Consider the following 15,775-nt stretch of genomic DNA (forward strand, 5'->3'; position numbering starts at 1 on the left):
CCGCTAGACGCTCGCCGGCGCCGCGCTCGGACGCGGCATGAAGGGATTCGGATGCGTGGCCAGCAACGCATCGTCGATGGCCGCGGCACGCTGCGCCGCCGGCCGAGCCATGTGCCGCTGCGCGAAGGCGACGAACGCCGGCCGCGCTTCCAGCACGCCGATCCGCGTGTAGAAGCCGAGGAACGCGGCGACATACAGATCGGCCGCGCTGAAACGGTCGCCGGCCAGGTGTTCGCGACCGGCCACGCCCTGCTCCAGCATGTCCAGCAGGTCCTCGCCATGGCCGTAGCCGGCGCTGTGCGCCGGTGCCAGCGCGCCCTGCTGCCTGGCGGTCAGGAACGCCTCGGCCGGTCCGGCCAGCAGGAACAGCCAGCGGTAGTACTCGCCCCGCGCGGACGATCCCGGCGGCGGCGCCAGTTGCCGCTCCGGCACCAGGTCCGCTAGGTAGGCGCAGATCGCGGCGTTTTCGGTGACCGTGGCGGTGCCGTGGACCAGCGCCGGTACCTTGCCCATCGGGTTGATTGCCAGATAGTCGGGCGCCTTCATGCCGGTGCCGTAGTCGAGGATCTGCGCGCGGTACGCCAGGCCGGTTTCTTCGAGCATCCAGCGCGCGATGCGGCCGCGCGACATGGGGTGGGTGTAGAGCACAAGATCGTGGGACATGGTCGAACTCCGTGGTGGACGCCGCGCAGTCTGCGCCGCCCCTGCTGACAGCCGCTGTCAGGAGCCGACGCCGTGTCCGGTGGCGGCGCGCCAGCGCCGGATCAGCAAATGCCTGCGGTCCGGATAGCGCGCGCCGTCGTCGCGCAGCGCCAGCACCCGGTCGGCACGGAAATGGCGGAAGTCGCCGCGCAGTTCGCACCACGCCGCGATCATGCCGAAGCCGCCCAGGAAAGCCATCGCGAACGGCCAGATGCGCCGCTGCGAGGCAACCCCCTCGGCGTCGGCATAATCCATGTGCAGCACGTGCTCCAGGCGGATGCCGCGGCGCAGGACCGGCAGCCATGGCGCCGCCGGCTGCGCAGGCGTGGCCGCGGGCACCAGCAGCCCGCTGGTCTCCAGCGCCAGCCGCAACGGCGCCGGCAGCGACGCCCCGATCCGGGCGATGGCGCGCTGCGCCGCCTGCGCCAGTTCCGGATCGGCCTGGCTCGCCACCCAGCGCGCGCCCAGGGTCAGCGCCTCCAGCTCGTCCTCGCTGAAGTTCAACTCCGGCAGCAGGAAACCCGGGCGCAGCACATACCCCACGCCGGGATCGCCGAGGATGTCGGCGCCCTGCCCGCGCAGGCTGGCGATATCGCGGTACAGCGTGCGCAGGCTCACGCCCAGGTCGGCGGCGAGCTGCGCCCCGGCCACGGGGCGGCGGCGCCCGCGCAGGGCGTCGAGCAGGCGCAGCAGACGGGTGGCGCGTTGGGTCATCGCGACAGGATAGTGCCGCACGCACACGCTCGCAGCAGTGCGTCCACGGTGCGCAACCAGCACGAGCCGTCGTGCGCGGACCGTATACTCGACCGCTGCCAGGCGGGAGCACGGCAGCGGCCGGGCCATCGCGCGTGGACGCGCCCACACAAGGAGAGACCACCGCATGTCGACACGCCGGCCAAGCACCCCGCCCGCGGCCTGCCGCGCCCACGCCGACAGGTCCTGAGGAGCGCCGCATGGAGATCTTGGTGTTCGTCATCGGCGCCGTGGTGGGCGCGGTGCTGTCGCGCGTGCTCGGGCATGCGCGTTCGGCGCGGACTTCGGCCGCCCCGCCCGATCCCGCCCCGGCCGGCAGCGCCCCATCCGATGCGCAGGACGCCGACCTCGCCGACGCGCCCGAGCAGCAGGTGCAGCGCCTGCGCCAGCAGGTGGAAGCGCTGGACGACCAGATCCACAGTCCCGCCGACCTGGCGCGGGTCGCGCAGTTCGAGCAAGGTGCCGCGCTGCTGGCCGGTCCGGCGTTCTCCGACCAGGCCGTGATCGAGGCGCTCGGCAGCCCCGGCTGGGCATTGCCGTCGATGGCGGCCGTGGCGCTGCAGCACCGCCGCAACAGCGATCTCGACCCGGTGCTGGAACTGCTGCCGCACCTGGGCTCGTATCCCCTCAACTTCGTGCTCGACTACCTGCAGGCGCAGCCGGATGCCGACCACCTGCACGTGCTGCTGCGGCAGGCGCGCGACTGGTGGTGGGACGTCGTCCCGTTCCGGCAGCGTTTGCGCGCTTACCTGCACTGGGCCGCGAGCAAGGCGCCGGCGGATCGGGCGGTGGATGTCGACGGCCTGGACGATGCCGCAGTGGCCAAGCTGGGCGAGATCCTCGGCCGGTTCAAGGAGCCGGTGCTGGATCCCTTCCTGCAACGCCTGCAGGAGGCGCGCGCGCAGCGCCGCGAGCAACGCGTGCTGGGCGGTTTCGGCCGCGTCGTGGCCGCGGTGCCGCCGCGCCTGCGCCTGCCGCACCCGACGCTGGACGCAGCGCTGCAGCGCGCCTACGACCTGGTGACGGCCGTCCCGCCGCAACCGGTGCTGCTGGTCGGCGAACACGGTGTGGGCAAGAGCGTGCTGATCGACCTGCTGAGCGAACGCCTGCTGGCGGAAGGCTGGCGGGTGTTCGAGGCGACCGCGGCAGAGATTCTCGCCGGGCAGAGCTACATCGGCGAGCTGGAGGGCCGCATCCGCGAAATGCTCGCGGTCCTGCATCGCGAGCGCGCGCTGTGGCGCGCGCCGGACTTCTACGACCTGCTGCACAAGGGCGCGCATGCACGCGACCCGAGGGGCATCCTCGACCTGGTGATGCCGGCGCTGGAGCGCGGCGAGTTGCGCCTGATCGGCGAGATCACGCCACAACAGCTGGCACAGCTGCAGGTGGCACGGCCGACGACGCGGTCGCGCTTCGAGGTGGTGACGCTGGCGCCGGCGGCACCCGCCGCACTGGCCCAGATCGGTGCGCAGTGGGCGCAGGCGCAGCAGCAGACGCTGCAGGCGGAAGTGATCGACGCGCACACCCTCGCCGAGGCCCAGCGCATGGCCGCGCAGTATTCCCCCGAGCAGCACGAGCCGGGGCGGCTGCTGCGGTTGTTGGAGGAAACCCTGCAGGCGGCCACCAGCGCCGAGGTGCCGCGCCTGCCGCTGGACGACGAAGCCCTGCTGCAGGCCGTGTCGCGGCGCAGCGGCCTGCCGCTGGACGTGATCGACGATCGCCAGCGGCTGGATCTGGACGCGCTGCGCCACTTCTTCCGCCAGCGCGTGCTCGGCCAGGACGAGGCGGTGGAGACCCTGCTCGACCGCATCGCCATGCTCAAGGCCGGCCTGATCGACAGCCGTCGTCCGATCGGCGTGTTCCTGTTCGCCGGCCCGACCGGCACCGGCAAGACCGAGCTGGCCAAGGCGCTGGGCGAACTCCTGTTCGGCACCCCCGAGCGCCTGCTGCGCCTGGACATGAGCGAGTTCCAGGGCGAGGACGCGCTGTACCGGCTCACCGGCGACGACAGCGCCGGGCAACGCACGCTGATCGCGCGCATCCGCGAACAACCGTTCTCGGTGGTGTTGCTGGACGAGTTCGAGAAGGCCCACCCCAAGGTCTGGGACCTGTTCCTGCAGGTCTTCGACGACGCCCGCCTGAGCGACCGCAACGGCAATACCGCGGACTTCCGCCACAGCATCATCATCCTCACCAGCAACGTCGGTGCCACGCTCGCCCGCGCCGCCGGCCCGGGCTTTGCCACGGTGGCCGGCGGCTACTCGCGCAGCGCGGTGGAAAAGGCGGTGTACGAGACGTTCCGCCGCGAGTTCGTGAACCGGCTCGATCGTCTGGTGCTGTTCAACCCGCTGGACCGCGCGCTGATGCGCGAGATCCTGCACAAGGAACTGGATCGCACGCTGACCCGGCGCGGCCTGCGCAATCGCGCCTGGGCGGTTGAATGGGAACCGTCGGCGATCGAGTTCCTGCTCGACCGCGGCTTCACCCCGGACCTGGGCGCGCGGCCGCTGCGGCGTGCGATCGAGCAGCATCTGCTCGCCCCCCTGGCGCGCAGCATCGTCGAGCAGACCGCGCCGGAGGGGGACCAGTTCCTGTTCGTGCGCGGCGCCGGCGATCGCCTGGACGTCCGTTTCATCGCCCCGGACGCGCCCGCCGCGGCGCCGGCGCCATCGGCGGCGGGACGCGCGGACGCGCCGCTGGACCTGCGCGACATCGTGTATGCGCCCGTGGCCGACGAGGCAGCGCTGGCGCGGATGGATGCCGCGCTGAGCGCACTGCAGGCACTGCAGGCCAGCGACGCCTGGCAGCAGGCGCGCGATGCCGATTTTGCCAGCATGGGCGAACGCGATTTCTGGTCGCAGCCGGGGCGTTTCCAGGTGCTGGACCGCATCGAACGCCGCGACCGCATCGACAGCGCCCTGAACAGCGCGGTGCGCATGCGCGCGCGGCTGCAGGCGGCACAGTCCGATGGCGGGTTCGTCGGACGCCTGGCGCAATTGCTGTGGCTGCTGCGACTGGCCTGCGATGCGCTGCAGGACCAGCGCGCGCAGGATGCGCTGCTGGACCTGCGCATCGGCGCCAGCGAACTGCACCGCCACGGCGCTGATGCGCGCCAGTGGTGGCAGCGCGTGCTGCAGATGTATCTGGCCTGGGCCGAACAGCGCAACATGCGCGTGGACGTGCTGCGACAGGATCCGGAACAGGGCCACGCGTGGCTGGCCATCGGCGGCTTCGGCGCGCTGGACCTGCTGGAAATGGAGAGCGGCCTGCACGTGCAGGAACAGGACGCCGACGAACCGGCCTTGCGCCGCCTCGCCGTCCAGGTCCGGGTCGCTGCCGACGTGGCCGGACAGCCACGGCGCCCCGCACAGGCCGAGGACGAGTTGCGCGTGTGCCGGCGCTACCGGATCGCGCCGTCGCCGCTGGTACGCGACAGCGTGCGCGGCTGGCGTAGCGGTCGGCTGGAGCGGGTCCTGGGCGGCGATTTCGACGTGATGCCGATCGCCTGAGCGCTGCAGGCAGCGCTGCGCCCGGTGCGAGACGGCAGGCCGTGGCGCATGGCGTCGTCCGTGCCCCAAAGGCCCCCCGCGCAACCGGAACGCGGCCCGTCGCTCGGCGATCGACGCACCACGCGCGCGTTACCGCATTGCCATCAAAGCAATAGCCAATAGCTATCGATTGATTAGAAGAATTCGAATTCTATAGATCGCCGCTTCCGCCTATCGTGTCTCCAGTTTCACCGTACCGCCGCCGTATGATCGCGGCGTCGCGCCACCCCATATCGTTCATCCAGATCAAGGCAGCCTCCCATGACCAGCGAATCGAAATGCCCGTTCCACCAGGCTGCCAGCGGCAGCGGCACCAGCAATCGCGACTGGTGGCCCAAGCAGTTGCGCGTGGACCTGCTCAACCAGCATTCGGCCCGCTCCAATCCGCTGGATCCGCAGTTCGATTACGCCAAGGCGTTCAAGCAACTCGATCTCGACGCGCTCAAGCGCGACCTGCACGCGCTGATGACCGACTCGCAGGACTGGTGGCCGGCCGACTTCGGCCACTACGGCCCGCTGTTCGTGCGCATGGCCTGGCATAGCGCCGGCACCTATCGCACCGGCGACGGCCGTGGCGGCGGCGGCCGCGGCCAGCAGCGCTTCGCTCCGCTCAACAGCTGGCCGGACAACGTCAGCCTGGACAAGGCCCGGCGCCTGCTGTGGCCGATCAAGCAGAAGTACGGCCAGGCCATTTCCTGGGCCGACCTGCTGATCCTCACCGGCAACGTCGCGCTGGAATCGATGGGCTTCAAGACCTTCGGCTTCGCCGGCGGCCGCGCCGACACCTGGGAGCCCGACCAGGACGTGTACTGGGGCCGCGAGACCAAGTGGCTGGGCGGCGACGAACGCTATTCGCGCGGCTCGCCGGGCGTGGACGAGGCGCACGGCGTGCTGGTGAAGGACGACGACAGCGAAGTGCAGCACAGCCGCGACCTGGAGAACCCGCTGGCCGCTGTGCAGATGGGCCTGATCTACGTCAATCCGGAAGGCCCGGACGGCAATCCCGATCCGCTGCTGGCGGCCAAGGACATCCGCGACACCTTCGGCCGCATGGCCATGAACGACGAAGAGACCGTGGCGCTGATCGCCGGCGGCCACACCTTCGGCAAGACCCATGGCGCCGGCCCGGCCGACCACGTCGGCGCCGAGCCGGAAGCGTCCGACCTGGAGAGCCAGGGCCTGGGCTGGTCCAACAGCTTCGGCAGCGGCAAGGGCGGCGACACCATCACCAGCGGCCTGGAAGTCACCTGGACCACCAAGCCGGCGCAGTGGACCAACGAGTTCTTCGAACACCTGTTCAAGTTCGACTGGGAACTGAGCAAGAGCCCGGCCGGCGCGCACCAGTGGGTGGCGAAGAACGCCGAGGCGGTGATTCCGGACGCGCACGATCCGTCGAAGAAGCACCTGCCGACCATGCTCACCACCGACCTGGCGCTGCGCTTCGACCCGGCCTACGAGAAGATCTCGCGTCGCTTCCTGGAGAACCCGCAGCAGTTCGCCGATGCCTTCGCCCGCGCCTGGTTCAAGCTGACCCACCGCGACATGGGTCCGCGTGCGCGCTACCTCGGCCCGGACGTGCCGGCCGAAGAGCTGCTGTGGCAGGACCCGATCCCGGCCGTGGACCACCCGCTGGTCGACGCGCAGGACATCGCCGCGCTCAAGCAGACCCTGCTCGACTCCGGGCTGAGCGTGGCGCAACTGGTGTCCACCGCCTGGGCGTCGGCGTCCACCTTCCGCGGTTCGGACATGCGCGGCGGCGCCAATGGCGCGCGGATCCGCCTGGCCCCGCAGAAGGACTGGGAGGTCAACCAGCCGGCGCAACTGGCACAGGTGCTGGCCACGCTGGAGCGCATCCAGGCGCAGTTCAACGGTGCGCATCGCGGCGGCAAGAAGATCTCGCTGGCCGATCTCATCGTGCTCGGCGGCGTTGCCGCGGTGGAACGTGCGGCTTCGCTGGCGGGTCAGACCGTCGACGTGCCGTTCGTGCCGGGCCGCATGGATGCGTCGCAGGAACAGACCGACGTGGAGTCGTTCGAGGTGCTGGAACCGCTCGCCGACGGCTTCCGCAACTACGCCAGGCGCCGTTACGCGCTGTCGGCCGAGGCGCTGCTGATCGACAAGGCGCAGTTGCTGACCCTGACCGCGCCGGAGATGACCGTGCTGGTCGGCGGCCTGCGCGTGCTCGGCGCCAACAGCGGCCAGTCCGCGCACGGCGTGTTCACCGATCGCCCGGGCGTGCTCAGCAACGACTTCTTCGCCAACCTGCTGGACATGGGCACCGAGTGGAAGGCGACCTCGGAGATGAAGGACGTCTACGAAGGCCGCGACCGCCACAGCGGCGCGGTGAAGTGGACCGGCACCCGTGCCGACCTGGTGTTCGGCTCCAATTCGGTGCTGCGCGCCGTGGCCGAGGTCTACGCCAGCGCCGACGCGCAGGAGAAGTTCGTGCGTGACTTCGTCGCCGCCTGGACCAAGGTGATGCAGTTGGATCGCTTCGACCTGGCCGCCTGACGCCACACCGCTCGCTCCACGACAACGCCCCGCTTGCCGGGGCGTTGTCGTTTCCGTCGATGTCGCCAGTGTCGGTGTCGGCCGCGGTGCATCGAGCGTGAGCCAGAGACGGCAGCGGATCGTTCCGCGGCTGACGGTGTCGCGGCTGACGCCGCTCCTACGGCCTAGCCGACCATGCTGAGCACAATCGCACTCGTGGGAGGGACTTCAGTCCCGACTGCTGGCCGGCCCGGGCAGACCTCGCTCGTCGCCACTGACGTCGCTCCCACAGGGACACACCGCGTGCCGTCCGCTCGCCGTAGGAGCGGCTTCAGCCGCGACGGCAGCACTACAAAAGCGTCGCAGCACCAACAAAACCCAGGCGGCGTGCACGCACCCAGCCGACCCCGTCACCCATGCGCGCCGGCCAGCCCCACGGCAACGCACCAGCTCGGCTACAACGCGTCCAGGTCGCCGAGCGCGCGGATCAGGCGGCGGGCGCGCTTGTCGGGTTTGCCGTCCGGGGCCTGGTAGCCGTTGCGCTCGGCGCTGCGCTGCGCGCGCAGTTGCGCGCGGCGTTCGCGCGAGGCCTCGCTCTCCTGGTACAGCGCCTGCGCCACGCTGGCCGGGCCGCGGGTGTCACTCAGGCCCAGCACCTGGATCTCGAACACCTCGTCGCCGCGCTGCACGCGCAACTGTTCGCCCACGCGCACCGCGCGCGAGGACTTGGGCCGCTGCCCGGCCACGTCCACCTTGCCGGTTTCCACCGCCTGCTTGGACAGGCTGCGGGTCTTGAAGAAGCGCGCGGCCCACAGCCAGACATCCAGGCGCACCGCGGCGGCTTGCACGACAGATTCGTTCATTGCGTTGCTCGACATCCACTTGCGTTGGGGTTGCAGGCAGCCAGAGGGCGATGCGGATCGGAAGCCATCGCGCCGACCGAAGGCATGGGCGGCGCACATGTCTCTTCGCACAGATGGCGATGCCGTCGCGTCAATACAAGCACGGCGCCCGCCATGACCTGTCCGTGCAGGATGAATGGGTTGGCGGGGAAGAATGGGAGAGCGGGCAGCACCCGGCCACGCTGCAGGCGCGCCCGGGCGCGGCTTGCCCAGGTCGATCGTCGCACACCGGTCCGCACGTCGATCCACGCCCGCCCAAGGAGCGCATGACGCGATCTCTGGCGAACGCGCGCCCGTCCTCGGCGCAAGCGCATGACCACGCACGACTCGAGCAGGGCCGGCCGCCGCGCATGGGCGCCCAGGCGTCATGAGGCGGCCAGGGCCCGGCCATGCACGCCTGCTGCACGAACGCTGCAGGCCGCGGTTCGCCCATCGCCCCACTGCCATCGGTCGGTGCTAGTGTGGCCGGCTCACGCTCTATCCCGACCCGCGATGCAAAAGCCCGCCACGCTGACCGAAGGCCCGATCGGCCGCCAGTTGTTGCTGTTCTCGCTGCCGATCCTGGCCGGCAACATCGCGCAGTCGCTCAACGGCTCGGTCAATGCCGTCTGGATCGGCCGCTACCTGGGCGAAGCGGCACTCACCGCGGCGGCCAACGCCAACAGCATCATGTTCTTCCTGATCGGTTCGGTGTTCGGCATCGGCATGGCCGCCACCATCCTGATCGGCCAGGCGATGGGCCGCGGCGACGTGGCCCAGGCGCGACGGGTGATGGGCACCAGCGCCACCTTCTTCATCGGCATCTCGGTGCTGATCGCCGCCGGCGGCTGGTGGCTGGCGCGGCACCTGCTGGCGGCGATGGGCACGCCGGCGGCGTCGCTGCCGCTGGCCGAGGCCTACCTGCGGGTGATCTTCCTGGCGATGCCGCTGCTGTACACCTTCGCGTTCCTGTCGGCGGCGCTGCGCGGCACCGGCGATTCGCGCACGCCGTTCCGCTTCCTGCTGCTGTCGGTGGTGCTGGACATCGGCTTCAACCCGCTGCTGCTGTTCGGGCTGGGCCCGTTCCCCAAGCTGGGCATCGCCGGGGCGGCCTGGGCCACCTTGATCGCGCAGGCGGTATCGCTGGCCGGGTTGCTGCTGTATCTGCGCCACAAGCGCCACGTGCTGTGGCTGGGCCGCCGCGACGCGCGGCTGTTCCGGCTCGACCTGCCGATCCTGCGCGCGCTGATCGTCAAGGGCGTGCCGATGGGGCTGCAGATGGTGCTGATCTCGCTGGCGATGATCGTGATGATCTCGCTGGTCAACGGCTACGGCACCGCCACCTCCGCCGCCTACGGCGCGGCGCTGCAGCTGTGGGCCTACCTGCAGATGCCGGCGATGGCGATCGGCGCGGCCTGTTCGTCGATGGCCGCGCAGAACGTCGGCGCGCAGCGCTGGGACCGGGTCGCGGCGACCGCGCGCAAGGGCGTGCTGTTCAACTTCCTGCTGACCGGCGCGCTGATCGCGCCGTTGATCCTGTTCGACCGCTGGACCCTGGCGCTGTTCCTGCCGCCGCACAGCGCGGCGCTGGAGATCGCGCGCCATCTCAACCACATCGCGGTGTGGTCGTTCCTGTTCTTCGGCGTCACCTTCGTGATCTCCGGCGTGGTCCGCGCCACCGGCGCGGTGATCCCGCCGTTGCTGATCCTGGCGCTGTCGCTGTGGGGCATCCGCGTGCCGTTCGCGCAACTGCTGCAGCCGCAGCTGGGCGTGGACGCGGTGTGGTGGAGCTTCCCGACCAGCGCCACCTGCGCGATGCTGGTGTCACTGGCGTACTACCGCTGGGGCAATTGGCGCAAGGCGCGGATGCTGGCGCCCTCGCGGCCGGAAACCGTGGCGCATCCGGCGGAAGTGCCGGCGCAGCCGCCGGCACCGGTCGCCGACGTGGCGGTGGCGCAGGATCCGGCGCGCTGAGCGCCTGGGCGGCGGCAATGACTTGCCGCCGGATCCCCCCATGTGTAGGAGCGGCTTCAGCCGCGACCAGGCCACCGACCATCGTCAAGAGGGACGCAGACGCTCGACGGCGAGCGGTTCTGGGAATGCCTGGTCGCGGCTGAAGCCGCTCCTACGAAGGCATCGCGCGCGGCGTCGGTTGAAAACAGCGCTGGGACTGAATGCACCACAGGCCACGGCGCACATGCTGCCATCCCCCAAACGCAAACGGCCGCCCGAAGGCGGCCGTTGCGGCAGCGACCCGAGGGTCGCCGGGGATTACTCGGCCTTGGCGGCAGCCGCAGCGGCCTGGCGCGCGACCTTGGCCTGCGCAGCGGCGGCCAGATCTTCCTTGATGCGGGCGGCCTTGCCTTCCAGGCCACGCAGGTAGTACAGCTTGCCGGCGCGGACCTTGCCGCGGCGCTTCACTTCGACCGAGTCGATGGTGGCGCTGTGGGTCTGGAACACGCGCTCGACGCCGTAGCCGTGCGAGATCTTGCGCACGGTGAACGAGGAGTTCAGGCCGGCGTTCTTGGTGCCGATCACCACGCCTTCGTAGGCCTGCACGCGCTCGCGGTTGCCTTCCTTCACCTTGACGTTGACGACGACGGTGTCGCCCTGGTTGAACTCCGGCAGCTTGCGCTGGATCTGGGCGGCTTCGAAGTCGGCCAGGATGGTCTTGTTGAGCTTGCTCATGGTGGGCACCGCTTGTGTCTGGTGAGGTGGTCCGGCAGTCGCCGCACGGCGATTGCGCGATATCGGATGGGCCAAGCACGGAACGCACTGGCCGGAAAGCCGGGCATTTTAACCCAGCCCGGCGGCCATGGCTAGGGCCTGGGTGGATTTTCCTGTTCGGCGGCCAGGGCCGCCTCCCGCTCCTGGCGGAATTCCTGCAGCAGACGGCGGTCGGCCGCACTCAGCGCCGCCTCGTCCAGCAGTTCCGGGCGCCGCAGCCAGGTCCGCCCCAAGGCCTGCTTGCGACGCCAGCGCGCGATCGCGGCATGGTTGCCGGAACGCAGCACCGCCGGCACCTCGCCCAGCGCATGTTCGCGCGGATGGGTGTAGTGCGGGCAGTCGAGCAGGCCGTCCGGGCCCTCGAAACTGTCCTGGGCGGCGGATTCGGCGTCGTTCAGCGCACCCTCCTGCAGCCGGGTCACCGCATCCACCAGCACCGCCGCGGCCAGTTCGCCGCCGGACAGCACGTAGTCGCCGATCGAGATCTCCTCGTCCACCGCGGCGGCGACGAAGCGCTCGTCCACGCCTTCGTAGCGCCCGCACAGCAACAGCAGCCGCGGCAATGCGGCCAGTTCGCGCGCCTTGGCCTGGGTCAGCGGCCGCCCCTGCGGGCTCAGGTAGATCAGCGGCGCCGGCTGCGGATCGGCCGCGCGCACCGCCTCAAGGCAGGCCTGCAGCGGCTCGATCATCATCACCATGCCGGGGCCGCCGCCGAACGGGCGGTCGTCGACCTTGCGGTAGCCGCCGCTGGCGTAGTCGCGCGGGTTCCAGCCGCGCAGCTCCAGCAACGCCCGCTCCTGCGCACGCCCGACCACGCCGAACCCGGCGCACTGGGCGACGAACTCGGGGAACAGGCTGATGACGTCGATGCGCATGGGGCGGAGATTGGGGAGTCGGGAGTGGGGATTCGCAAAAGCGACAGCGGGGCCAGCGCACGCGCCGGCATCGCTCAAAATTCGGGGTCCCAGTCGACCACGACCAGGTTGGCCTCGAAATCCACCGACTTGATGTAGTCCGGCTGCACGAACGGCACCAGCCGCTCGCGGTCGCCGCGCACCACCAGCACGTCGTTGGCGCCGGTGGAGAACAGGTGCGAGACCTGCCCCAGGGCCACGCCGTCGACGGTGCGCACGTCCAGGCCTTCCAGGTCCACCCAGTAGTACTCGTCCGGACGCGGCGGCGGCAGGCTACTGCGCGCCACGTAGATCTCGGTGCCGCGCAAGGCTTCCACCGCGTCGCGGTCGGTGACCTCGGGCAGCGTGGCGATCAGGTACTTGCCGGATTCGCGGCCGCGCACGCCGGTGAGGCTGCTCTCGCTGCCGTCGGGTTTGCGCACGATCCAGGGCTGATAACGGAAAATGGCGAGGCGCGGCTCGGTCCAGGACTCGAGCTTGGCCTCGCCACGGATGCCGAACGCGCCGAGGACCCGACCGAGCAGGATGCGGCGCTGGCTGTCTTTCATCGGGGCAAACGCAAGGGCCGCGCACTCGGCGCGGCCCGCGGAATCAGGCCGCGGCGGCCTGGTTCTTGGTGGCTTCCTTGTACAGGTTGCGCACCTTGTCGGTCAGCTGCGCGCCATTGGACACCCAATGGTCGACGCGGGCCAGGTCCAGCACCACGCGCGGCTCGGCGCCCTGGGCGACCGGGTTGTAGTAACCGACGCGTTCGATGTTGCGGCCGTCGCGCGCGCTGCGCACGTCGGTGACGATGATGTGGTAGAAGGGGCGCTTCTTGGCGCCGCCACGGGTAAGGCGGATCTTGACCATGGTGAGTTTCCGGTGTTGCCCAGTCGCCAGGATGGCGCGGTGAACCGACGATTATAGCCACCGCCCCCGCCGCTGCCAAGTCGTTGCCGCTGACGCGGCAAGGGATTGGGGATTCGGGATTGGGGATTCGTCAGAAGCGCGCCGATGGTGGCGAGCTCCCATTCTAAACGTTCAGATCGCCTGCCAGGGCTGGGTGCGCAGTGCTTGCTCCAGCAGGGCCAGCAACTCCTCGGCCGGGCGCAGCGCGCGCTCGTCCACCGCCGCCACCGCCTGCTGCCCGCGGGCGTTGCAGGTGAAGGCGGCCACGTCCGCCCCGAGTTCCTGCAGCGACAGCGGCCGCTCGCGCTGCGCCACACCCAGCTGGGCCAGGCCCGCCTGCAGCAACCGCTGCTGGGTGCCGTGCAGCGCCGGTGCCTGTGGCCAGTGCAGGCAGGCGCCGTCCCACAGCCCCAGGTTCCAGGTCGGCCCCTCGGCCACCTGCCCCTGTGCGTCGACGAACAGCGCATCGTCGGCGCCGGCCTGCAGTGCCAGGCGGCGCTGCTGGAATGCGCCGAACGTGCCGACGTGCTTGAACTGCGGCGCCTCGCGCGCGAACACGCTGCTGCGCAGGCGCAGCGGTGCCGCCTCGGCCTGCGCCGGTTCCGCCAGCGACACCAGCAGTTCCACCGCGCAGTCGTCGGCGGCCCGGCGCAACGAGAAGGCCGGCGCGACCACCGTGATGCGCAGCGACGCATCGCCACTGCCGAACGCGGCCAGCGCCGCCCGCAGTGCGTCGCACACGCGATCGGCCGGCAACGCGTTGCCGAACAGCGCCGCGTTGGCCTGCTGCAGCCGCTGCAGATGCAGGTCGAGCCCGCGTACGCCGCCGCCGCGGACCTGCATGGTGCTGAAATGCCCATAGTTCACCAGGGCGGCCGCGGCCAGCAACTCGGCCGGCGCAGGCTGCCCGTGGTGAAAAACCTGTGCGTTCACGACAAGGCCTGCGCCTGTGCCCACCAGCGCGCCAGCAGCGCCGCGGCCGGCTCGGCCGGCGCCATCCATGCCGACTGCCCCGCCCAGGCCTGCATTGCTGCGAGGCGGTCGGCGCGCTGCGCGGCCTGGCGCATCGGCGCGGTCAGCCCGCGCTGTACCGGGTACGGCCGCGGCGGCGGCGCGTCCGGCGCGGCGGCGGCACGCACGTAGTCGGTGACCAGCGCCCGGCCCAGGCGACCGGAGAAGGCGCGGGTCAGCGTGGTCTGCTCGGGTTCGGCCCGGGCCAAGGCGGCCGCCCAGGCCGGCGCCAGCGCTGCCTCGGGGGTACGCAGGAAGGCGGTGCCGATCTGCACCGCGCTCGCGCCCAGGGCCAGCGCGGCGGCGATGCCGCGGCCGTCGCCGATGCCGCCGGCAGCGATCACCGGGATCTGCAGGCGATCGGCCAGCCGCGGCAGCAGCGCGAACAGCCCGGTCAGCTGCCGCTCGGCACGGCCTGCGGCGAAGGCGCCACGGTGGCCGCCGGCCTCGGCGCCCTGCGCGACCACCGCATCGGCGCCGGCGGCCTGCGCGGCCAGCGCCTCGTCCAGGGTGGTGGCGCAGGCGAACCAGGCGATCCCCGCCTGCTGCAGGCGCTGCACCTGGTCCGGCCGGAACAGGCCCATGATCGAGGAGGCCACCGCCGGGCGCGCTGCGAGCAAGGCGTCGAACTGGGCGTCGAAATCGGCCGGCGCCGCATCGCCGGCGGCGGCCTCGACCGGCGGCCCCCAGGCAGCGAGAAAGGCGCGCACTTCGGCCTCGGCGGCGGCATCGCGCACGGGCGGCGGATCCGGCGCCCACAGGTTGACTTGCGCCGGCCCGCCACCGGCGGCGCGGAACGCGTCCATCCACGCTCCGATGTCCTGCGGCGCGGACAGCACCGCGCCCATCGCGCCCATGCCGCCGGCCGCGGCGACCGCGGCCGACAGCGGCACCGGGCAAGCGCCGGCCATGGGGCTGAGCAGGATCGGCAGGCGCAGGCCGAAGCGCTCGCAGAACTGCAGCGCCCGCGCCTGCGCCGCAGAGCCCGGGCGTGGCGACGGCGCCATCTCAGCCGGCCTGCTGCAACAACTGCACGATGCGCGGCCAGCCCATGTGCTGCGCCAATTCCAGCGCCGTACGGCCTTGCGGCGTGCGCAGCGACGGGTCGGCGCCATGCTGCAGCAGCAACGCCACCGGCTGGTAGTTGCCGGCCAGCGCGTCGCGCTGCAACAGCGTCCAGCCCTGCCCGTCACGCGCATGCACCGCCTCGGGGTGGCTGCGCAGATTCTCGTCGATGCGCGGCGCGATGTTCTCGCTCATCGGGTGCTCGCGCAGCGACAGTTCGGCAGCCGCGTCGGCGGCGGCGCTGTCGTCCGTCGCCTGCGCTGGCGACGGCACCAGCTGCACCTGCCCGGGCGGACCGAATTCCAGTCCCCAGGCCGCGTCGTGTTCTGCGCGCTCGTCGGCCGCCATCTCGCGCCGCTGCGCGTCGATGGTGTAGCCGCCATAGACCTTGCCGCCGATGACGTACATCCAGTCCTCCAGTTCGGCGAACGGCAATGCCACCTCGGCTCCGGCCTGCAGCGACGCGATGTCGTGCGGATCGTTGAGCAGCGTGCCGAAGACGGTCTCGCCATCGAACTGCACGTCGCCGACCCACATGTGTTCGAACGGCGGCGCCTCGGGATCGCCGGCATCGGTCGCGAATGCGAACTTCACCGCCGCCATTTCCAGCCCCGGCACGATACGCCGGTACTCCCAGGACAGTTCGCGCCAGAAGAACTTGAACGTCCCGCGCGCGGCGATGTAGGCCGCCTGCATCGCGGCATCCTCGTCGCCGGTGAAATACATCGAATGTTCGCTCATCGCAGTGATGTCCCTTTCAAAAAAAATCCACGGTCCGACGGCAACGCCGCCG

At 70.9% G+C, this 15,775-nt stretch carries 13 protein-coding genes; 3 read left to right on the forward strand and 10 right to left on the reverse strand.

Features of this window, described 5'->3' with window-relative positions:
* Positions 1–3: 3 nt before the first annotated feature.
* Positions 4–663, reverse strand: coding sequence for a glutathione S-transferase family protein (locus tag FHR56_RS10080; protein ID WP_160948321.1), 660 nt, complete (start codon positions 661–663; stop codon positions 4–6).
* Between the two features lie 57 nt (positions 664–720).
* Positions 721–1,416 carry a YafY family protein gene (locus FHR56_RS10085; RefSeq protein WP_160948320.1) on the reverse strand — a complete coding sequence of 232 codons (696 nt, stop codon included), beginning with the start codon at positions 1,414–1,416 and terminating at the stop codon, positions 721–723.
* 239 nt (positions 1,417–1,655) lie between these two features.
* Here FHR56_RS10085 and FHR56_RS10090 point away from each other — a divergent pair, with 239 nt between their 5' ends.
* Both FHR56_RS10090 and katG read left to right on the forward strand, forming a co-directional pair.
* Entirely contained in the window at positions 1,656–4,964 is a 3,309-nt protein-coding gene (locus tag FHR56_RS10090; RefSeq protein ID WP_184502485.1) for an AAA family ATPase, read from the forward strand.
* A 300-nt stretch (positions 4,965–5,264) separates the two neighbouring features.
* Positions 5,265–7,514 carry a catalase/peroxidase HPI gene (gene katG, locus FHR56_RS10095; protein ID WP_160947683.1) on the forward strand — a complete coding sequence of 750 codons (2,250 nt, stop codon included), beginning with the start codon at positions 5,265–5,267 and terminating at the stop codon, positions 7,512–7,514.
* 434 nt (positions 7,515–7,948) lie between these two features.
* Here the strand turns inward: katG and FHR56_RS10100 are convergent, their stop codons facing one another.
* Positions 7,949–8,356, reverse strand: coding sequence for a S4 domain-containing protein (locus tag FHR56_RS10100; protein ID WP_160947682.1), 408 nt, complete (start codon positions 8,354–8,356; stop codon positions 7,949–7,951).
* 531 nt (positions 8,357–8,887) lie between these two features.
* On the opposite strand from FHR56_RS10100, the gene FHR56_RS10105 reads away from it, so the two are divergent.
* Complete coding sequence (locus tag FHR56_RS10105) at positions 8,888–10,348, forward strand: MATE family efflux transporter (RefSeq protein WP_160947681.1); 1,461 nt, start codon at positions 8,888–8,890, stop codon at positions 10,346–10,348.
* A gap of 297 nt (positions 10,349–10,645) precedes the next feature.
* Here the strand turns inward: FHR56_RS10105 and rplS are convergent, their stop codons facing one another.
* The 7 genes from rplS to FHR56_RS10140 form a co-directional block, all read right to left on the reverse strand.
* Positions 10,646–11,062: a 50S ribosomal protein L19 gene (rplS, locus tag FHR56_RS10110; RefSeq protein ID WP_010342237.1), complete on the reverse strand. Its 417-nt coding sequence runs from the start codon at positions 11,060–11,062 to the stop codon at positions 10,646–10,648.
* A 131-nt stretch (positions 11,063–11,193) separates the two neighbouring features.
* Entirely contained in the window at positions 11,194–11,976 is a 783-nt protein-coding gene (trmD, locus tag FHR56_RS10115) for a tRNA (guanosine(37)-N1)-methyltransferase TrmD (RefSeq protein ID WP_160947680.1), read from the reverse strand.
* 74 nt (positions 11,977–12,050) lie between these two features.
* Positions 12,051–12,563 (reverse strand): ribosome maturation factor RimM, encoded by a 513-nt coding sequence (gene rimM / locus FHR56_RS10120; protein WP_160947679.1) that lies wholly within the window; start codon positions 12,561–12,563, stop codon positions 12,051–12,053.
* Positions 12,564–12,606: 43 nt separating this feature from the next.
* The gene (gene rpsP, locus FHR56_RS10125; protein ID WP_010342240.1) at positions 12,607–12,867 is read right to left on the reverse strand and encodes a 30S ribosomal protein S16; all 261 of its coding nucleotides are present in this window, start codon (positions 12,865–12,867) and stop codon (positions 12,607–12,609) included.
* 171 nt (positions 12,868–13,038) lie between these two features.
* Positions 13,039–13,839: an aminotransferase class IV gene (locus FHR56_RS10130; RefSeq protein ID WP_160947678.1), complete on the reverse strand. Its 801-nt coding sequence runs from the start codon at positions 13,837–13,839 to the stop codon at positions 13,039–13,041.
* Positions 13,836–14,924, reverse strand: a complete 1,089-nt coding sequence (locus FHR56_RS10135; RefSeq protein WP_160947677.1) for a nitronate monooxygenase — start codon at positions 14,922–14,924, stop codon at positions 13,836–13,838. The genes FHR56_RS10130 and FHR56_RS10135 overlap by 4 nt, the downstream gene beginning before the upstream one ends.
* A 1-nt stretch (position 14,925) precedes the next feature.
* The gene (locus tag FHR56_RS10140; protein WP_160947676.1) at positions 14,926–15,723 is read right to left on the reverse strand and encodes a DUF2314 domain-containing protein; all 798 of its coding nucleotides are present in this window, start codon (positions 15,721–15,723) and stop codon (positions 14,926–14,928) included.
* Between the last annotated feature and the right edge of the window lie 52 nt (positions 15,724–15,775).

The organism is Xanthomonas sp. F10 (genome assembly GCF_014206815.1).
Classification (GTDB): domain Bacteria; phylum Pseudomonadota; class Gammaproteobacteria; order Xanthomonadales; family Xanthomonadaceae; genus Xanthomonas_A; species Xanthomonas_A indica.